General features: G+C 67.1%; 16 protein-coding genes and 1 pseudogene. 5 read left to right on the forward strand and 12 right to left on the reverse strand.

Annotated elements, in window-relative coordinates; genetic code table 11:
• Nucleotides 1–94: 94 nt before the first annotated feature.
• Genes phzG through ACZ5NH_RS06860 form a run of 7 tightly spaced genes read right to left on the reverse strand, consistent with a single transcriptional unit; the run spans nt 95 to nt 6,171 of the window.
• Complete coding sequence (gene phzG / locus ACZ5NH_RS06830; RefSeq protein ID WP_468773288.1) at nt 95–742, reverse strand: phenazine biosynthesis FMN-dependent oxidase PhzG; 648 nt, start codon at nt 740–742, stop codon at nt 95–97.
• A gap of 13 nt (nt 743–755) precedes the next feature.
• A complete protein-coding gene (locus ACZ5NH_RS06835) occupies nt 756–1,577 on the reverse strand; it encodes a PhzF family phenazine biosynthesis protein (RefSeq protein WP_468773289.1) in 822 nt (273 codons plus the stop codon).
• 11 nt (nt 1,578–1,588) lie between these two features.
• On the reverse strand, nt 1,589–1,942 hold the full coding sequence (locus ACZ5NH_RS06840; protein ID WP_468773290.1) for a hypothetical protein: 354 nt from the start codon (nt 1,940–1,942) through the stop codon (nt 1,589–1,591).
• Nucleotides 1,939–3,804, reverse strand: a complete 1,866-nt coding sequence (locus tag ACZ5NH_RS06845) for an anthranilate synthase family protein (protein WP_468773291.1) — start codon at nt 3,802–3,804, stop codon at nt 1,939–1,941. Before ACZ5NH_RS06845 ends, ACZ5NH_RS06840 begins: the two co-directional genes overlap by 4 nt.
• Nucleotides 3,801–4,424 (reverse strand): isochorismatase family protein, encoded by a 624-nt coding sequence (locus tag ACZ5NH_RS06850; RefSeq protein WP_468773292.1) that lies wholly within the window; start codon nt 4,422–4,424, stop codon nt 3,801–3,803. The genes ACZ5NH_RS06845 and ACZ5NH_RS06850 overlap by 4 nt, the downstream gene beginning before the upstream one ends.
• A gap of 23 nt (nt 4,425–4,447) precedes the next feature.
• Complete coding sequence (locus ACZ5NH_RS06855) at nt 4,448–5,629, reverse strand: 3-deoxy-7-phosphoheptulonate synthase (protein WP_468773293.1); 1,182 nt, start codon at nt 5,627–5,629, stop codon at nt 4,448–4,450.
• 32 nt (nt 5,630–5,661) lie between these two features.
• On the reverse strand, nt 5,662–6,171 hold the full coding sequence (locus ACZ5NH_RS06860) for a PhzA/PhzB family protein (protein ID WP_468773294.1): 510 nt from the start codon (nt 6,169–6,171) through the stop codon (nt 5,662–5,664).
• 354 nt (nt 6,172–6,525) lie between these two features.
• Here ACZ5NH_RS06860 and ACZ5NH_RS06865 point away from each other — a divergent pair.
• The 5 genes and pseudogenes from ACZ5NH_RS06865 (at nt 6,526) to ACZ5NH_RS06885 (ending at nt 12,231) form a co-directional block, all read left to right on the forward strand.
• Nucleotides 6,526–7,315: pseudogene (locus ACZ5NH_RS06865) on the forward strand (IS5 family transposase).
• Nucleotides 7,316–7,791: 476 nt separating this feature from the next.
• A complete protein-coding gene (locus ACZ5NH_RS06870; protein ID WP_451556812.1) occupies nt 7,792–9,150 on the forward strand; it encodes an FAD-dependent oxidoreductase in 1,359 nt (452 codons plus the stop codon).
• Nucleotides 9,151–9,163: 13 nt separating this feature from the next.
• Nucleotides 9,164–10,276: a hypothetical protein gene (locus ACZ5NH_RS06875; RefSeq protein WP_468773295.1), complete on the forward strand. Its 1,113-nt coding sequence runs from the start codon at nt 9,164–9,166 to the stop codon at nt 10,274–10,276.
• Nucleotides 10,277–10,720: 444 nt separating this feature from the next.
• Nucleotides 10,721–11,584 carry an oxidoreductase gene (locus tag ACZ5NH_RS06880; protein WP_468773296.1) on the forward strand — a complete coding sequence of 288 codons (864 nt, stop codon included), beginning with the start codon at nt 10,721–10,723 and terminating at the stop codon, nt 11,582–11,584.
• Between the two features lie 233 nt (nt 11,585–11,817).
• Nucleotides 11,818–12,231, forward strand: coding sequence for an aminoglycoside phosphotransferase family protein (locus ACZ5NH_RS06885; RefSeq protein ID WP_468773518.1), 414 nt, complete (start codon nt 11,818–11,820; stop codon nt 12,229–12,231).
• Here the strand turns inward: ACZ5NH_RS06885 and ACZ5NH_RS06890 are convergent.
• The 5 genes from ACZ5NH_RS06890 to ACZ5NH_RS06910 all read right to left on the reverse strand — a co-directional run bounded on the left by ACZ5NH_RS06890 (nt 12,158) and on the right by ACZ5NH_RS06910 (nt 18,483).
• Nucleotides 12,158–14,170 (reverse strand): beta-galactosidase, encoded by a 2,013-nt coding sequence (locus tag ACZ5NH_RS06890; RefSeq protein WP_468773297.1) that lies wholly within the window; start codon nt 14,168–14,170, stop codon nt 12,158–12,160. The genes ACZ5NH_RS06885 and ACZ5NH_RS06890 overlap by 74 nt on opposite strands.
• A 26-nt stretch (nt 14,171–14,196) precedes the next feature.
• Nucleotides 14,197–15,084 (reverse strand): carbohydrate ABC transporter permease, encoded by an 888-nt coding sequence (locus ACZ5NH_RS06895; RefSeq protein ID WP_388626814.1) that lies wholly within the window; start codon nt 15,082–15,084, stop codon nt 14,197–14,199.
• On the reverse strand, nt 15,081–16,061 hold the full coding sequence (locus ACZ5NH_RS06900; protein WP_388626812.1) for a carbohydrate ABC transporter permease: 981 nt from the start codon (nt 16,059–16,061) through the stop codon (nt 15,081–15,083). Before ACZ5NH_RS06900 ends, ACZ5NH_RS06895 begins: the two co-directional genes overlap by 4 nt.
• A gap of 8 nt (nt 16,062–16,069) precedes the next feature.
• A complete protein-coding gene (locus ACZ5NH_RS06905) occupies nt 16,070–17,383 on the reverse strand; it encodes an ABC transporter substrate-binding protein (protein WP_388626811.1) in 1,314 nt (437 codons plus the stop codon).
• Nucleotides 17,384–17,691: 308 nt separating this feature from the next.
• Nucleotides 17,692–18,483, reverse strand: a complete 792-nt coding sequence (locus ACZ5NH_RS06910; protein ID WP_468773298.1) for a GntR family transcriptional regulator — start codon at nt 18,481–18,483, stop codon at nt 17,692–17,694.
• Between the last annotated feature and the right edge of the window lie 151 nt (nt 18,484–18,634).

The raw sequence follows: 18,634 nt of genomic DNA on the forward strand, positions 1-18,634 counted from the left end.
CATGGAAAGGGTCGGGCGTATCCGGGCACGACGACGATGCCGCCGAAGCGGTGAAAGGCGGTGAGCGCAAGAGGGTTTGTCGAAAGAGCGGGGACTACGGTTGCAGCCGGCTCGTACGCCACTCGAGCGAGTCGCGGTCATAGCGCAACCTGCGGTGCAGCCGGTCCGAGCTGGCGGACCAGAATTCGACGACGTCGGGCTGCAGCCGGTAGCCGACGAAGAACTCCGGCCGGGGCTGGGGCGACCCGGTCAGTTCCACGCTGCGTGCCCTGGCGCGCAGGGCCTCGACGTCCTCCAGGTCCGCCAGCGGCTCACTCTGCCGGGTGACCGTCGACATGGCGTGCAACGGAATCGGCCGGGCGGACCACAGGGCGTCCGACTCGGCCTCGGGCAGGAGCACGACGGGACCGGAGAGAATGATCTGCTGACCGGTCTCTCTCCAGTACAGCAAACCCGACGCCCACCCCGTAGCAGCGAGTTCGCGTCCCTTCTGGCTGCAGCTGTGGCTGGTGAACACCAGACCGAGGTCAGTGACATCGGTGATGGCGACTATCCGGTTGGAGGCGCGACCGCGGGAGTCCGCGGTGGCCAGCGCCAGCGCGCTGGGCTCGCGGACTCCGCTTTCCCGTGCCTCGGAAAGCCAGCTGCGCACCAGCTGGAGAGGCTCCGACGGCGGCTGGTCGTACTCGGGGAAGGAGAGGTCGACCTTCCCGCTGAGGGACTCGTATCCACTTGCGTCCATGAAAGGTCCCCCGCTAGACGTTGATTGTTCCCTCGGCAACCATGACGGCGTGCCCGCCGACGTGGACCGAGCTGACTGACTCGCCGACCCCGTCGGCGGTCGCCCTCATGACCGACGGGCGTCCCATTTCCACGCCCTGGGTAATTTTGATCTCCTGCCCGTATTCGGCGAACCCGTGTCTGGCCAGGTGAATCGCGAGAGGCCCGGCAGCGGAACCGGTCGCCGCGTCCTCGACCACACCGTAGGCGGGGGAGAACATCCGCGTCCGCCAACCCCCGTCTGCCTTGGCGAAGCAGTTGGCGGCCATATCGGGGAAGCGCGAGAGGGCGCGATGATCCGGGTGGAGAGCGGAAAGCGCTTCGACGTCGCTCAACCCCACGAACACGTGACGCGGCCCGTTGCGGTAAATCTCGACCGGGGCCGTCGATGACCCGACCCCGAGTGCGGCCAGGAGCTCCGTGGCGAGATCGTAGGGCTTCGAACTGGGAACCGGCTGCTCCATCTGGACCCACGCGGCGCCGTCGCGGGTGCCCAGCTCGAACGGGATGACACCCATCGCGGTCTCCAGCCGCAGCCTGTCGCGTCCCCACGCCCGACCGAGCGCGAAGGCTGTGCCGAGCATCGGGTGCCCGGCGAACGGCAGTTCGTTCACCGGGGTGAAGATCCTGATCCGTGCGTCGCCGCCTTGCTCGGCCGGCAGCACGAAGGTGACCTCGGAGAGGTTCATTTCCTTCGCGATGCGTTGCATCGTCTCACCGGTCAGGTCCTCGCTGTCGAAGAAGACGGCGACCGGGTTGCCCAGCAGCGGCTCGCTGGCAAAGGCGTCTACGACCATGTATCGGTGCATTATCGGCGCTCCACGGCTTGTGCCGGTATCGAGGGCCCGGCGGAGAAGGCGAGTCCGAGAGAGTCGAGTCCCTCGGCCACCGCTGCGACGTCGAAGCTGGCGCGGTGGTCGGGTGCGTACCCGATCAGCTCGGCCGCACGGTTGGGGGGCAGCTGCTGATCTGCCGGAACGTCCGGATCCCACCACATGACCGCGCCCCAACGGCCGCGTTCACGGTCGGCGATCCACAGCTTCAGGCGCAGTCCCTTGACCTCGTGCCACGGCTCGACGGAGCCGTCACGAAGGTCCTTCTCCAGGGATTCGACGGTCTGGTGGGACCCGGCCAGGTCCCACCAGACGACATCCACTCTCATCGGCCGAGCACCCCCTGTATCGCCTCTCTGATGATGCGCGGGCCGTCGACGGTGAGCACCGACTCGGCGTGGAACTGCATCGAGACGAAGCCCGGCCCGCGTAGCGCGTTCACCTCGCCGGTCTCCTGGTCTCGGCTCACCTCGACCACGCCGATCCCTTCGACGGTTCGCTCGCTCACCGCGCTGTGCGCGGCGAACGTGTTGTAGAAGCCCACTCGTTCGGGCACGCCGAACAGTTCGATCTCACGCTGTACGCCCTGGTTGGGTACCTCGCGGCGGTGCAGCTCGAAGCCGAGCTTCGTGCTGAGCACCTGATGGCTCAGGCACACGGCCAGCATCGGCCGGCGACTCGCCAGCGCGGTGTCGATCGACTGCCGCAGCTTGGCGATCTTGGGGTGGGAGGTCATCCGCGGATCTCCCGGACCGGGACCGAAGACCGTCAGGTCGTAGGCCGCCACGTCGTAAGGCTCGTCGAAGCGCCGGACCTCCACGGACAACCCCAGTGACCGCAACTGCTGGTCGAGCATCGCGGTGAAGGTGTCCTCCGCATCCACGACCAGTGCCGTCATGCCGTCCAGCAAGGCCCCGGCCGACGGGCGGTCATCCTTGTCCCGGAGCCAGAAGTCCGCGATCCCCTCGTTGCGGCGCTCCAGGGCGGCGCGGACCTCCGGGTTGGCCGCGTAGCCGGATGAACGGTCGGACTTGAGCGCGTTGAGCAGGGTCGCCAGCTTGATGTGGGTCTCGGCGGCCTCAGCCATCGGGTCGGAGTGTCGCACCAGTGTGGCCCCCACGGAAATGTTCATCCGGCCGCCGGGATCGATGTCGGCCGTCCGGATCAAGATCGCCGAGTCAAGTGTCTGCTGTCCGGCCGCGTCCCGTCCGATCAGCGCGGCGACCCCGCTGTAGTAGCCGCGTCCTTTCGGCTCGTAGCGCGAGATGACCTTGGCGGCGCTCTCCAGCGGGCTTCCGGTGACGGTCGGGGCGAACATCGTCTCGTGCAGGACCTCGCGCACATCGCGGTTGGTCCTGCCCTCGATCAGGTATTCGGTGTGCGCCAGCCGCGCCATTTCCTTCAGGTACGGCCCGTGGACGCGCCCGCCGTCATCGCACAGCCGGGCCATCATCTTCAGTTCCTCGTCGAGGACCATGTAGAGCTCGTCGGTCTCCTTGGTGTCGGCGAGGAACTCCATGACCCCCTGCAGGCTGGGGCCGCCGGACGGATACCGGTACGTGCCGCTGATCGGGTTCATGACGGCCGTGCCGCCGACGAGCGAGACGTGGCGCTCCGGTGTCGCACCGACGAGAGTGTTGCGGCCGGTGTGGATGATGAAGGTCCAGTAGGCCTTCTCCTCGCGCTCCAACAGCCGCCGGAAGAACGACAGGGCGCTGGTCAGCGAGTAGTCGCCGATGTCCGCGACGAACGAGCGCTTCATCACGAAGTTGGCACCCTCGCCGGTGCCGATCTCCTCGGTGACGATCTGACGCACCATCTGCGCATAGGCGTCGTCGTCCACGTCGAAGTGTCCGTCGGTCAATTCCGTCGGGACCTGCGGGAAGCCGGCGAGCGCTTCGGCAACCGGCACCGTGTCGCGAGCGGTGAGGCTCATCCCGAGCAGGGGCGTGGCGTCGTCCCGCGCGGCGAAGCCGCGATCGGCCAGCTGCCGGTAGGGGACGAGCACCAGCGTGTCGAGCGCGGGACCCGGCCCGGAGTCGTCGGCCAACGGGATGTCGTTCAGCGACTTGTACTCGGTCACCTGGCCGGTCAGGACGTCCAGCGTGCCGGCGGAGCCGCTTTCGGGACGGTGGATGATCGCGAAGGCGGGCAGTTCCAGCGCGAGAACCTGCTCAAGCAGGGCGCTCATGCGAGCACGTCCTCGGTTCGGACCACCATGGCGCAGCACCGTGCCGCGTATTCGAGGGTCATTTTGTGGCGGTCTTCGGAGAAGTCGCCGAGGGCGTCGGCGACCAGGAAGGGCTGGATGTCGTTGGAGAACGCTTCCAAAGCGGTCGACAGCACACCGATGTGCGCGTAGACGCCGCAAATGATCAACTGGTCACGCTGTAGCGCGCGCATGCGCTGCAGCAGCTCCGACCCGAAGAACGCACTGTAGCGCCATTTCGTGCTCATCCAGTCGTCCGCGTCGGGTTCGAGTTCGGGCACGACCGCGCGGTCGGCCTCGGCAGTGCGCATGCCGGGGCCCCAGAAGTCCTTCAGGAGCCCACGTTGCCGGTCCGTCATTCCGCCGGGCTGGGCGGTGTAGGCCACCGGCACCCCCAGCGCTCCGCAGCGCTTCTTGAGGTCGGCGATGTTACTCACCAATTCGCTGCGCATGCCGTCCTCAAAGGGCTTGAGGAAATAGCTCTGCATGTCATGGATGAGGAGCACCGCCCGGTCCGGGTCGACGGTCCAGCGCACGGTGTTATCCGGCAGCGCATCCCTCGGCGGCAGTCTGTAAGGCGCGATCGGCGGTATTCCCGTCATCAACGGCTCCCTCTCTAGGAATCTCAGTACTCGGACCACGCCGAGACCACCTTGATGGCCTGACGGGTGTTGAGTCGCGGATCACACAGGCTGGTGACGGGACCCGACCCCAGTTCGGCCGTGTCCAGCACGCACTCGGTCACGTCGTCGGGGGTCGCCTCGAGGTGAAGCCCCCCGGCCGCAACCCCCGACAGGTCCAGGACCCGCCGGAAGCCGCGGACTTCCCGGGCGACGGTTTCCACGAGCCGGTATTTGGTGCCGTCAGCCGCGCATTCGGTGTTCCCGTGCATCGGGTCGCTGAGCCAGACCACCGGGTGCCCGGCCGACTTCACGGCCTCGACGAGCCGGGGCAGCCTGTCAGCGACGAGGTCGGCGCCCATGCGCACGATGAGTGAGAGCCGGCCCGGCTCCCGCTCCGGGTCCAACCGGTCGCACAGCTCGACGATCTCGCTGGCGGTCATTGACGGGCCGACCTTGCAGGCAACCGGGTTGACCACCTGGGCGAGCAGTGCGACGTGCGGGCCGTCGATCTGCCGGGTCCGCTCGCCGATCCACGGCCAGTGGGTGGAGCCGAGCAAGGGCCGACCGCCGTCGAGCTCTCGGAGCATCGACATCTCATAGTCCAGAAGCAGCGCTTCATGGCTGGTCCAGACAGCAGATCCGTCAAGCCGAGGTGCTGACCCGACCCACCCGAGCTGCGTCATGATCTCCCGCGCCGCCATGTAGCCCGTGAGCATGCGCAGTGGATCGGGGCGCCTGCTCTCGTGGGTAGGCTCCGGCCCGTTGATCATGTGCCCGAAGAAGGACGGCAGTTCGTCATCGCCGATTTTTTCGACCTGGCTGGAGCGGGGCTTGGAGAACTGCCCTGCGATCCGCCCGACCCGCAGGCTCTGCTTGCCGGTGGCGGTCTCCAGGCTCTGGGCGAGCAGGTCGATGAGTTCGGTCTTGGCTTGAATGTGCCCAGCGGTGCACTCGGCTGGGTCCTCCGCACAATCCCCGGCCTGCAGCACCTGCGTCTCGCCGGCGGCGACGCGGGCCAGGTGGGAGCGGAGGTTCTCTACCTGCGCCGCGGTCACCAGCGGTGTGACGGATGACAGCATCGCTCGTACGAGCTCGACCTGTGAGGGATTGTCCCATTCGGGCTGGTGGCGCGCCTGGGACCTCTCGATTTCGGCAAGGATGTTTCCCACAACGACCTTCTCCATTGGTTGACAAGAAGACGCCCGGCGAACGGCGTTCAGGTCGGTATGTCGGCCCGCTTGACCTGAGGGACGGCGATGCCCAGCGCCCTGAACTGCTGGCAGGGGTTCATGAACTCGCGCTGGCGCTTGATCTTCCCGTTCTCGAACAGGAAGGAGTGCAGGAAGTGATTGCGGTAGTGGCCGTCGGGATAGTCGGGGAAGCGGATCGTTCCCTCGCCGTCGCATTCGACCCAGAACTGGTTGGGGTCCTGCGTGTCGAAGATCTCGATGTTCGTCCAGGCCCAGTCGGGGAAGCACTTGAGCGACCATTGGGCGTGGTCACCCAGTCGATCCCTGCCCGTGATGACGATCGGCTCTCCGGTTTCGGTCGTCCAGAGACCACCGGTGCCGTCTTCGGTGAACAGAAGGTGCCGGCGCAGGCGATCCTGCCCGCGGGTATTCATGTACTGCTCCACGATCGCACGGTTGCTCGCTCGCAGCTTCGCGTCGCCGCGGGAGCTCGACAACGTATCGGTGGTTTCAGCGGTGCCGGTGATGTCGACCATTGGCTCTTCCTGTAGTGCCGAAGTAAAGCGGGACCACCGCGCGCACAAGGGCAGACGAAACCAGTCATGACGACGCCGAAAGAGCACAATCATGCATTGGTTCATGAGATTTCTGTTGAACCCCCCTCCCGTGCACGACGGGTAGGCGAAATCTTGTTCATACCCCGGCTGGTTCGGGAAGCCGCTCACCGCTGTCTGGCCGAAAAATTCCAGCCGGTATCACCGTCTGATGGATCTGCTCCATGGCAGGCGTGAATCTGCCTGAGCACTCGTAACACGATCTTGTGGCTGTGGGCTGGTGTGCCGTGTCCGGTGTGACGATTCGTCCGTTGTGGTGGTGTGAGTGCACCGTGGATGGTCGATGACGAGCTGTGGGCGCTGATCGAGCCGGTCCTGCCGCCGTGGCCGGAGCGCTCCCCGGGACCGCGGCCGGTGCACGACCGGCTGTGCCTGCAGGGGATCCTGTTCGTGCTGTTCACGGGCATCACGTGGCAGCAGTTGCCGCCTGAACTGGGCTTCGGCTCGGGGCAGACCCGCTGGCGCCGGCTGTGCCGGTGGACGGAAGCGGGAGTGTTCGACCAGGTCCACCGGACACTGCTCGCGGAGCTGAACGCGGCCCGGCGGACCGACTGGACGCGCGCCTGCGTGGACTCCTCCCACGTGCGGGCGAAAAGGGGGGTGCCGGGGCTGGCCCGTCGCCGGTCGATCGCGGCAAGTCGGGCAGCGAACACCACCTGATCCGCGACGGCAGCGGCACGCCGCTGAAAGTGATCACGACCGGCGGCAACGTCCCCGACATCACCCAGGCACTCGCCCCGGTCGACGGCGTCCCGTCCGCGGCCGGGTCGCCCTGGTCGACGGCGTCCCGTCCGCGGCCGGCCGACCGGGTCGGCCACGCAAGCGGCCCGAGTCCCTTGCCGGTGACAAGGGTTGCGACGGTCGGCACGTCCGACGCGAGCTGACCCGGCGGCGGATCCTGCCTGTCATCTCCCGTCGAGGCGAGCCCGACATCCGCGGCCTCGGCAAGCTCCGCCATGTCATCGAGCGGACCTTCGCCCTGCTCCATCAGTTCAAGCGGCTCGCCACCCGCTGGGAACGACGCCTCGACCTCCACGACTCACTCGCATGCGCCCTCATCTGCTGACGAAGGATCAACAAGCCGACAGCGTGATCGCGTTACGAGCTCCGAGCCCCGATCCACCGATGGGGGCTCAGAGCGACGGCCAGTCGACCGTCCGGGAGTCGGCCCGCCCGCCGGCCGGCCTGCACTCCTGTCCCTTGTGCGAGGGACGCCCGCGACTACTTCGGCAGCCCGGAGCTCCGGCCCGGTACCGGCGCCCGGACACGTGCCGCCAGCCTGGTCGCCGACGCGCTGGAGCCTCGCGTCCGACGTGAATTTCGGCCAAGCGAGCCGCGCTCGATGGAACGAACAAGCCAATACTGCGCCACGTGCGGTGGCCAAACCTATGGGGCACCTACATTCGCGGTGCACACCGAACAACTCGACGATTTCCATATCGAAGGATTCGGGAAACTGTCGCCCGAGTATTGGCCGCGATCACCCATATATGGGTATGGCATACCCCACACAAGACACTTGCCCAACCAGAAGGAACTCCAGTGAAGCGTATCGGTGAACATGCGGTGGTGCTGGGCGCGAGTATCTCGGGTCTGCTTGCCGCCCGGGTGCTCTCCGAGGCATTCGACCGGGTAACGGTGGTAGAGCGTGACCAGTTGCCGGAGGGGCAGCGGACTCAGCGGCGAGGTGTGCCGCAGGGCCGCCACGCTCATGGCCTGCTCTCCAAGGGTGCGAAGATCTTCGAGGAGCTGTTCCCCGGGATACTCGACGACTTCGTTGCCGGTGGCGCGCCCGTCATCGACGGACCTGCCGAGCTGCGGATGAGCTTGGGCGGGCACTTGTTGTGCATGGACGGCGAGTACGCCGATCTGTCCCGCACCTACCAGCCGAGCCGGCCGCATTTGGAGAGTCGGCTCCGCGCCCGGATCGGGGATCTTGCGAAGATCAAGCTCATCGACGAGTGCCAGGTCACCGGCCTCGAGACCACCTCGGACAACGGCGCTGTCACCGGTGTGCGGGTCAGGTACGTGAGCAGCGGCTCCGAGGATGTGATCCCCGCCGATCTGGTGGTGGACGCGACCGGCCGGTCCGGCCGGACCACCAAGTGGCTGGTCGAGATGGGATACGAGCCGCCGCTCGAGGAGCGTATCGACGTCGACATCATGTACACCAGCCGGTATCTGCGGCCGGCCCCTGGTTCGATGGGCCGTGAGAAGGTCGTGATCATCGGGCACGCACCGGGGAGCCCCAAGGGCGCGGAATTCCTGGAAGAGGAGGACGGCCGCTGGGTCCTGACGCTGATCGGTTACCGCGACCACCATCCGCCGACCGACCCGGCCGAGTGGGTGGAGTTCGCCAGGCCGTTGGTTCCCGAACACGTCTTCGCGGCGATCCGCGACGCCGAGCCGCTCAGCGAGATTTCCGCGCACCGGTTCCCGGCGAGCGTGCGCCGTCGCTATGAGAAGCTGACCCGGTTCCCGCGCAGGCTGCTGGTGGTGGGCGATGCGATATCCAGCTTCAACCCCATCTACGCCCAGGGGATGACGGTGGCCTCGCTCCAGGCGATGGCGCTGCGTGACTCGCTGAGCGGTGACCTGGATCAGGTCGCGCAACGATTCTTCCGCAAGGCCGCCAAACCCATCGGCGTCGCCTGGAAGATGGCCACCGGCAGTGACCTGGCCCTGCCTCAGATCGAAGGCCCGAGGCCACTTCCCGTGCGGCTCATCAACTCCTACATGGACAAGGTGCTCGCCGCAGCCGAAACGGACATGGTCGTGACCGAGAAATTCCTGAAAGTCCAGTACTTGCTTGAACCGCCGACAACATTGTGCACTCCGGGCATCATGTGGCGCGTTTTGGCGGGAAATCGCCGGCGGCGCTTCCCGGCACACACCAGTTAATGGAGGTAACCAAATGCCCGTCTCCATCGCCGACAAAATCCTTCGGCTCTCCCTGACCACGTTCCCGTTCATAGATGCGTCACAGTTCTTTCCGGCGCTCTCCACGTACAAGGTGGACAGGGCCTTCGATCTCACCGAGTTCGAGGAGGCCATGACGCACTTCTTCCGGGGGAATCCGCTCTTCTCCAAGTGCCATCTGGTGGAGCTGACCTTCGACACTCCTGAGGATTTCCCCCTCTCGTCCTTCCAGGGGCTCCTCGCGGAAAAGTACGAAAGCTACTACGACAGCTTTCTGCTCGCCTCCGTCACCTATCGCTCCGACCCGCACCTGCAGGGAATCTTTACCTGCATTCCGTTTCCGCTGCAAGACGGATACAAGGTCTTCCGATTCCACCAGGCGCTCATGAAGACCCTGAAGACTCGGCAGGACGGCTTCCGGATCGCCCAAGGCCTCGCAGAGCTGGGGATCCGGGCTGATGAGCTGGCAGAATTCTTGCCGCCCGCTGAGACTTCGCCCTCCGGTGCGAGCAAAGAACTCCCCGTCACGTTCGCCGAAGGCTCTGCCTCGCCGGTCAAGATCGGCCCCTTCTTGGAAAAAATGAGGGCGGATTTCCTTGACCGCGACAGCGCAAACATGTTCGTCCTCAAGAACAGTCTTTACTCGCCGAAGCTGCCCCTTGGCAACACGCTTCGGTTTCTGACGGTGCCGCGAAGCGTAGTCGCGCAAAGCACGGGAATCCAGATCCGTGACTACTATCGAGCCGAGGAGCAACGGCAGATAGACGCACTGTCTCGCGTCGAGCGGCGAGAAGACTTCATTGAAGCCGGCCAGGCCCGAATCGGGAAGATGATTGCCACGCCCGACGTCTTTGCCGTCAACAACTACGGCAATGTATCGGCGCACGACGGCTCGGACGCCCATGCGGACCGAGGCACGCTCGTGAAGTACGAGTGGCATATGCCGCTCATCGTGTTGGGACTTACCGTGGGCGAGAGGTCCGGACTCTCGTGGACGATCACCATTCGCGACAAGGCGTTCAACTTTGCGACGGTCCGTCGAACTTCCCCGCAGGATGACATCGCCAAGGCGGCTATCGGAGACAATCCGGCAGCCTCCGTCGCATGAACCGCCGGTGTGCCGCTAGCATCTGCATGCTGCTTCAGGAGGATTGGGCGCGGCCGTGAATGCATCGGGCGCGGCGCTCGCCGTACCTCACGGCGAGCTTCCTTGGCTGAACTCCCGTCGAGTTCAGCCAAGGAAGCGGCGGTGACGTGCAGGAACGAGGGGTCTGGGGCTCGACCTCAGAGTCGACAACTTGATTATTTGTGAAAAACTCGAAGAGTTCACGAACAATCAAGGCCCGCTCGTCTTCTACCAGTCGGGGGGGGGGGGGGGGGGGGGGACGGGGGGGGGGGGGGGGGGGTCCCCCCCCCCCCCCCCCCCCCCCCCCCCCCGACCGCGTCTTCCACCCGACCGCGTCCCTGCCTCCGCCGCAAATATGGAAACTTGCCCGATGGACGCGCCGAGCGATCCGCAACGATGCCGCGAACAGACCCGAGAGGCCTTCCGATGAGTGTCCCCGCCCTGCAGACGCTAACCCTCGCCGACGACCTGAGCATCACTCGGATGGGATACGGCGCGATGCAGCTGACCGGTCCCGGTGTCTTCGGACCGCCCAAGGATCGCACTCAGGCGATCGCCGTGCTGCGCGCAGCGGTCGAGCTCGGCATCACCCACATCGACACCAGCGACTTCTACGGGCCGACTGTCGTCAATGAACTGATCAAGGAGGCACTGCACCCCTACCCGGCCGGTCTGCACATCGTCACCAAGGTCGGCGTCCGCCGCAGCGCCACCGGCGGCTGGATCACCTCCCTGGACCCCGCCGACCTCAAGGCCCAGGTCCACGAGAATCTCCGGCACCTCGGCCTGGAGACCCTGGACGTGGTCAACCTGCGCACGGCCGCGTTCGACGGTGACGGGTCCTCCATCGCCGAGCCGTTCGGCACCTTGGCCGGCCTGCGTGAGCAGGGCCTGATCCGTCACCTCGGCCTCAGCGGGATCACCGACGCCCAGCTCACCCAGGCCCAGGCCATCGCCCCCGTGGTCACCGTGCAGAACCGGTACAACCTGGTCGACCGCGCCGACGACGACCTCGTCGATCGCTGCGCCGAGGAGAACATCGCCTACGCCGCGTTTTTCCCCCTTGGCGGCGGATTCCACCCACTGCGGTCACGGACCCTGCGCGACGTCGCCCGCCGCCTCGGCGCCTCCGAGCAGCAGGTGGCGCTCGCCTGGCTGCTGCAGCGCTCGCCGTCGACGGTGCTGATCCCCGGAACCTCCTCCGTCGCTCACCTGCGGGAGAACATCGCCGCGGCTGACCTGCAACTGCCCGACGAGGCGATCGCCGAACTCAACACCATCGGGCGGTGACCCTGTGGGCCCTTACCGATCGCTTTCAGCAGGTCCTCCGGGACGGACGGTTCTACTGGAGGGACAGCCGGATTTGCTACGAGTGCTCGGACGAGGGCTTTGCGGGTAGACGGCCTCCGCCAGACCTACGGTGGGACGGTCGCCGAGACCGCTGGAATGCTGCGTGACCGGGCCGCGTCGGACGCGCGAGGAGCCCGACGCTCGTCCACGGTGACCCGCACGCCCGCGACATCCTGCGCGCCGACCGCGAGCCGTGGCTCGCGGTCGACCCCAAGGGATCCGCGGGCGACCCGGCGTACGACGCGGGCACGCCGCTGAAGACCTACGCGGTGCACCGGGCCACGGCCGGTGACCTGTCGAAGGACGTGCGGCGGGCTCTGGACGTGTTCGCCGAGGCCGCCGCGCTCGATGGCGAGCGCGTCCGGCGCTGGGCCCAACTGCACGCCGTTCAGGCCGCGTTCCACGGCCGTCGGCATGGATTCCGCAGGCCCGCCAGGGGGTGCGGCTCGATCGGCTCATCGCCTCGCCGACCACCTGGCGGTCCTGCTCACGGAAGCGGACTCCCGGTGAGGGTCACCGCGGTTCCCGTACGACGGCGACCTCGCCCGGCGGGACCGTCACCGAGTCGTGCAGCTCCTTGCCGGTGAGGAGTTCCGTCGCCCCCGGTGCGATCGGCACCTCCGCGCCCTGCCCGGCGTGGTCGATGACGAACAGGTAGTCCGCCTCCGGGCCGCGCCGGCGGACCACCTCCACACCGGGCGGGGCCGTACGCACCGGCTCCACGCCCGCTTCGCCCCGGACGCGGTCCAGCAGCGCGGTCAGGGTGGCCGGGTCCGGAAGCGTGGCCAGGTACCAGGCGGCGCCGGTGCCGTGCGGGCGGCGGGTCACCGCGGGGACGCCGGACAGGGGGCCGTCGGCGTACGACGCGACCGCCTCGGCGCCCTCCAGCCGCAGCCGCTCCGACCACAGCGTGCCCGCCGCACCGTCCGGCACCGCACCGGAGAGCGCGACCTGCTCGCCGGGCAGCAGCGGGAACGGTTCGTCCGAGCGGACGCCGAGTACCTCGCGGAACGCGCCCGGGTAACCGCCCAGCCGAACATGGGAGTTGCCGTCCACGGCCCCGCTGTGGAAGCCCACGGCGAGGGTGCCGCCGCGCTCGGCGAACGCCGAGAGGTTCGCCGCGCCTTCGTCGTCCACCAGGTACAGGCTGGGCGCCAGGACCAGGCGGTAGGCGGACAGGTCCGCCTGCGGCCGTACGAAGTCCACCGCCACGCCCGACCGCCACAGCGGCTCGTACCAGGCCCGGACCAGGTCGGCGTAGCGCAGCTCGGCGCTGGGCTGCGAGGGCAGTTCCAGGGCCCAGCGGGCGTCCCAGTCCCAGACGATCGCCACCTCGGCCGGACTCGTGCTGTCCCGCACCTCCGCCAACGCCCGCAGGTCCGCGCCCAGTCGGACCACGTCCCGCCAGATCCGGCTGTCGGTGCCCGCGTGCGGCACCATCGCCGAGTGCCACTGCTCCGCACCCGCCTTCGACTGCCGCCACTGGAAGTACGCGATGCCGTCCGCGCCGCGCGCCACGTGCGCGAGCGCGTTGCGGCGCAACTCGCCCGGTCGCTTGGCACGGTTGACGGACTGCCAGTTCACCGCGCCGGTGGAGTGCTCCATGAGCAGCCAGGGGCCGCCCGCGAGGGAGCGGGTCAGGTCGCCGCTGAGCGCGATGTCGATCTCCGACGCCGGATCGGTGGACATCAGGTAGTGGTCGTTGGAGACGATGTCCAGCTCCGGTGCCCAGCGCCAGTAGTCGAGCGCGTCGAAGTTGAACATCACCATGAAGTTGGTGGTGGCCGGAATCGACGGTGCCGCCGCCCGCAGCACGTCCCGTTCCGCCGTGCACAGCGACAGCAGCTCGTCGGAGCAGAACCGGCGCCAGTCCAGCTGGTGGGTCGGGTTGGGTACGGCGCCGGTGGCGCGCGGCGGCAGGATCTCCTCCCAGTCGTAGTACCACTGGCTCCAGAACCGTGTCCCCCAGGCGTCGTTGAGCGTCGCCAGGTCGTCGCCGTAGCGGGCCCGGAGCCAGCGGCGGAACGCGGCCGCGCTGGTGTCGCAGTAGCAGGCCGCGTTGTGGCAGCCGTACTCGTTGTGCACGTGCCACATGCGCACGGCCGGGTGGTCCGCGTACCGCTCGGCGAGCGCGCCCGCGATGCGCAGCGCGGCCTCGCGGTAGGCGGGGGAGGACGGGCAGAAGGTCTGCCGGCTGCCGTAGGAGAGGGTGCGGCCGTCGCGGTCGACCGGCAGCGCCTTTGGGTGGGCGCGGAAGAACCACGCCGGAGGCGCCGCCGTGGGCGTGGCCAGATCGGCCGCGATGCCGTTCTCGTGCAGCAGGCCGAGGACCTTGTCCAGGCGTGAGAAGTCGTACACGCCCTCGGCCGGCTCCAGCAGCGCCCAGGAGAAGATGCCGACGCTGACCAGGTTCACCCCGGCCTCGCGCATCAGGCGCATGTCCTCGGCCCACACCTCCTCGGGCCACTGCTCGGGGTTGTAGTCGCCGCCGTAGGCGAGGCCGGGGACGGACAGGGTGCGCTTCACGTCGTTCTCTTTCACGTGCGGGTGTCTCAGCCCTTGTTGGAGCCCAGGGTCAGGCCGCTGACGAATTGACGCTGGAGCGCGAAGTACACGACCAGGGTCGGGATCGCGGTCAGCAGCGAGCCCGCGGCGACCAGGTTGGGGTCGGTGAAGTACTGGCCGGAGAGGTTGTTCAGGGCCGAGGTGATCGGCATGTTCTGGCCGGTCGAGATCAGCACCAGCGCCCAGAAGAAGTCGTTGTAGATCCAGATCGACAGCAGGGTCGCCAGGGCCGCCATCGCCGGCTTGCACAGCGGCAGCGTGATCTGCCAGTACAGCCGCCACACCGAGGCGCCGTCGACCAGCGCGGCCTCCGTCAGCTCGTGCGGCAGCGAGCGCATGTAGTTGCTCAGCACGAACGCGCAGAACCCGGACTGGAACGCCACGTGGATGAGGACCAGGCCGAGCGCGGAGTCGTACAGCTTGCCGCTCTGGGTGATGCCCGGCAGGTTCGTCAGCAGGTACAGCCGGTACAGCGGGGTGATGATGACCTGCTGCGGCAGCAGGTTGCCGGCCGTGAAGACCAGCAGCAGGGCGAGGTTCAGACGGAAGTCGAACCGGGCGACGTAGAACGCCACACAGGAGGACAGGAACAGCGTCAGCAGCACGGCCGGGATCGCGATGACCAGCGTGTTGCCGAAGTAGTGCAGCATGTCCGACTGTTTGAACGCGTTCGTGAAGTTCTCGAACGTCAGCTTGCTCGGCCAGGAGACGTAGCCCTTGGCGCTGGTCTCGCTGTACGGCCGCATGGCCGAGAAGATCGCCCACAGCAGCGGCGCCAGCCACGCCAGCGCCGTGCCGGCGAGGAAGACGTGCAGCAGGACACGGGCCGGGCGGATCGGGGCGCGCCGCTTCAGCGGCAGAGTGGTGCTGCTCATGCGCGCCGCTCCTTCCGGAAGGTGGCGATCAGATACGGGATGATCACCGCGAGGGAGATCACCAGCAGGACGACGGCGATGGCGGAGCCGTAACCGATGCGGCTGGACTCGCCGATGATGTTGTTGGTGACCAGGATCGACAGCAACTCCGTGCCCTGGGCGCCCTTGTTGAAGACGAAGACCAGGTCGAAGGCGCGCAGTGCCTCGATGATCGTGACGACCAGCACGACGGTGTTGGTCGGGCGCAGGGTCGGGAAGATGACGCTCTTGAACGTCTGCCACTCGTTGGCGCCATCCAGCGCCGAGGCCTCCCTGAGGGAGGGGTCGACGCTCTTCAGGCCGGCCAGGTACAGGATCATCATGTAGCCGGTGTGCCGCCAGGACGCGGCGATGAGGACCGCCCACAGATTGAGGTGCGGGTCGCCGATCCAGTCGATGTAGTGGCCCGGCTTGTTGGCGCCGATGATGCTGTTGATCAGGCCCGTGTCCGGGTTGTAGATCAGCTGCCAGACGAAGCCGATGCAGGCCATCGAGATGACGACCGGCAGGAAGAAGGCGGTCTGGTAGATCCGGCTGAAGCGGATCCGCTTGTCCAGCTGCACGGCCAGGAAGAGGCCGAACGGCGTCGGGATCAGGATCAGTACGACGAACCAGATGATGTTGTGCTGGACGGCGGGCCAGAACTGCGGGTTGTCGTTGAAGAGTTGTTTGAAGTTGTCCAGGCCCACCCACTTGATCGAGTCGAACCCGATGCCGTCCCAGGTGGTGAAGGCGAGGAAGATCGAGGCGATGGCCGTGACCCACACCAGGAGCACGTGCAGGATCGTCGGCACGCCCGCCATCAGGGCGAGCGTGAACCGGTCACGGCGGGTCAGCAGGCGGCGATGGCCGTGTGTGGCCCGCGTGCGCGCGGGCGAGGCGCCCGGAGGCGGCACGGCGGCCGCCTCCGGGGACTTCGTGGTCGTATCGGTCGTCATCGGGCCGCTCACTGGGACGCGAAGATGGTCTTCTTCTGGCGCTCGATGGACGACAGCAGGCTGTCCACGCCCTTCGGGTTCTGCAGGAACTTCTGCAGTCCTGGCTGCATCACCGTGGAGGTGAAGTCGGGCCGGGAGTCGCGGTCCATGAACTGGGTGAGGTTCTTGGCGTTGCCGATCATGTCGAACGCCTTCTTCTGCAGCGCCGAGTACGCGGAGGTGCTGGCCTTGTTCGATGCGGCGACCACGCTCGGGTCCGTCTTGAGGTACATCTCCTCGGCAGCCGGACTGCCCAGGTACTCCAGCAGCTTCACGACACCGTCGTGGTTCTTCGGGGACTTGCTCACCATGAAGCCGTCGGTGGGCGCCTCGACCGTCTCCTGGCCGTACGCGGAGTTGATCTCCGGGAAGGGGAAGAAGTCGAGGTCGTCCAGGTCGGCCTTGTTGGTGAACTGCTGGGCCACGAAGGAACCGAGGAGGTACATGCCGGCCTTCTTGGACACCAGCGTCTGCGCGGCGTCCTCCCAGGTGCGGCCCATGAAGCCGTCCTGGTGGTAGGGGAGGAGCTCGCTCCAGTGGTCGAAGACGGCCTTCACCTTGGGGTCGGTCCAGGCCGCCTTGCCCGCCATCAGCTGGACGTGGAAGTCGTAGCCGTTGAGGCGGAAGTTGATCTGGTCGAAGGTGCCCATCGCCGGCCAGGCGTCCTTGTCGCCGAAGGCGATCGGGACCAGGCCGTCCTTCTTCATCTGCTTGCACAGGGCGACCAACTGGTCCCAGGTGGTGGGCACCTGGTAGCCGTGCTGCTGGAAGACGCTCTTGCGGTAGAAGATCGCCCAGGGGTACGTCGTCAGCGGCACGAAGTAGTACTTGCCGTCCTGGCCCTTGCTGAGCTTCTTCATCGCGTCCGGGAAGTTGTCCCCGATCTTCGCCCACACGTCGTCGATCGGCGAGGCCAGACCCTTCGCCGCGAAGAACTGCATGCGGTAGCCCGCGAACCAGTTGAAGACATCGTCCGGCGTGCCCTGCAGATACGAGTTGATCTGCTCCTGGAAGGTGTTGTGGTCCTTGGTGTTCACATCGACCGTGATGCCGGACTGCTTCTTGAAGTCGGCGTACACGGCCGCGAAGGCCTTCTTCGGCACGGCGTCCGAGGCGTTGGAGCCGAGGGTGACGGTCTTCGGGTCCGAGGCGGAACCGCTGCCTCCGCAGGCGGACAGCAGGGGTATGCCGGCACCGGCGAGCAGCGCGGCACTGCCTGCTCCGCGCAGAACGGAACGACGGCTGGGACCCGGGACGGAGAGACCGGAGGGGGAGAGGCGCATGGCGGCTCCTGAGGAATGCAGGGCTCAGTCAAGGGGATGAGTCGATCACCGAAAGGTCGTCGAAACCGATCAGAAACCAACTCGACCGAACATCGTGGGCGTAATAACAGCCCCATGTCCGCTCATGAGTCAATAGGTCGGCCCGTCCTGGGCTGTCTCTTGCCCGAAACGTAATCGTCACTGTTACCTGCGTGTTCACCGGGGCGCAGAGCCGACAGCCCCCACGGCACGGGCGGCCGTGGGGGCTGTGTGAACACGGGTGATTCCGTTTCGGGTGCTGACCAGCGGTTCGGGTCCGGGCCGGCGGTTCAGGTACGGACCAGTAGCTGGAAGTCGAAGGCGTACCGCGACGCCCGGTACACATGGCTGCCGTACTCCACGGGGCGGCCCGTGACGTCGTACGCGGTGCGCCGCATGGTGAGCAGGGCCGCACCTTCCTTCTCGTCCAGCAGGGCGCCCTCCTCGGCCGTCGCGCCGCGGGCGCCGACGGACTGACGGGCGCTGTGCAGGACGATTCCGGCCGACCGCATCATGCGGTACAGGCCCGTCGACTCCAGCTGCTGTGTGGGGAGTTCGAGCAGCGAGGCGGGCAGGTAGTTGCACAGGAACGCCACCGGCTGGCCGTGGGTGCGGCGCAGCCGCTCCAGGACGGTGACCTCGGTGCCCTCCGCGAGCCCGAGCGCGGCCGCCACCTCCGCGCTCGCCGGGACCCGTTCGTTGCGCAGCACCCGGGTGGTCGGGCCCTGGCCGGCCGACTCCAGGTCGTCGTAGAGGCTGCTGAGCTCCAGCGGCCGTCTGACCTTGCTGTGCACGACCTGCGTGCCCACGCCGCGGCGGCGTACCAGCAGTCCCTTGTCGACCAGGGACTGGATCGCCTGGCGCACGGTGGGGCGGGACAGGCCGAGGCGTACGGAGAGGTCGACCTCGTTGCCCAGGAGGTTGCCCGGGGCCAGCGTGCCGTGTTCGATCGCCGCCTCCAACTGCTGGGCGAGCTGGTAGTACAGCGGCACCGGGCTGGTGCGGTCCAGGGTAAAGCTGAGGGAGTCGACCGCGCGATCACCCGGTGCCGTTCGCTGCGGGGTGCGGTGTACTGGGCTCATGTCTCTCAGGTGTAGGTCCCGGAAGCCGAGAGTGTCAATGGTTTGTACTTACATTCGAACCTGCTTCTGAAATGATGTCTTAACAAAGTATTGACATCAGGCGCCCCAGGGACTTGGATCGCGTCCCAACGCAACAGCGTCCCTTCCCCCG

Source organism: Streptomyces sp. NPDC031426, from assembly GCF_055581585.1.

Bases quoted from the DNA above. Each gene is read 5' to 3' on its own strand.
- ACZ5NH_RS06840 (WP_468773290.1), bottom strand. From the start codon at position 1,942: ATGAGAGTGGATGTCGTCTGGTGGGACCTGGCCGGGTCCCACCAGACC.
- phzG (WP_468773288.1), bottom strand. From the start codon at position 742: ATGGACGCAAGTGGATACGAGTCCCTCAGCGGGAAGGTCGACCTCTCC.
- ACZ5NH_RS06845 (WP_468773291.1), bottom strand. From the start codon at position 3,804: ATGAGCGCCCTGCTTGAGCAGGTTCTCGCGCTGGAACTGCCCGCCTTC.
- ACZ5NH_RS06875 (WP_468773295.1), top strand. From the start codon at position 9,164: ATGCCCGTCTCCATCGCCGACAAAATCCTTCGGCTCTCCCTGACCACG.
- ACZ5NH_RS06850 (WP_468773292.1), bottom strand. From the start codon at position 4,424: ATGACGGGAATACCGCCGATCGCGCCTTACAGACTGCCGCCGAGGGAT.
- ACZ5NH_RS06905 (WP_388626811.1), bottom strand. From the start codon at position 17,383: ATGCGCCTCTCCCCCTCCGGTCTCTCCGTCCCGGGTCCCAGCCGTCGT.
- ACZ5NH_RS06855 (WP_468773293.1), bottom strand. From the start codon at position 5,629: ATGGAGAAGGTCGTTGTGGGAAACATCCTTGCCGAAATCGAGAGGTCC.
- ACZ5NH_RS06835 (WP_468773289.1), bottom strand. From the start codon at position 1,577: ATGGTCGTAGACGCCTTTGCCAGCGAGCCGCTGCTGGGCAACCCGGTC.
- ACZ5NH_RS06895 (WP_388626814.1), bottom strand. From the start codon at position 15,084: ATGAGCAGCACCACTCTGCCGCTGAAGCGGCGCGCCCCGATCCGCCCG.
- ACZ5NH_RS06900 (WP_388626812.1), bottom strand. From the start codon at position 16,061: ATGACGACCGATACGACCACGAAGTCCCCGGAGGCGGCCGCCGTGCCG.
- ACZ5NH_RS06910 (WP_468773298.1), bottom strand. From the start codon at position 18,483: ATGAGCCCAGTACACCGCACCCCGCAGCGAACGGCACCGGGTGATCGC.
- ACZ5NH_RS06860 (WP_468773294.1), bottom strand. From the start codon at position 6,171: ATGGTCGACATCACCGGCACCGCTGAAACCACCGATACGTTGTCGAGC.
- ACZ5NH_RS06880 (WP_468773296.1), top strand. From the start codon at position 10,721: ATGAGTGTCCCCGCCCTGCAGACGCTAACCCTCGCCGACGACCTGAGC.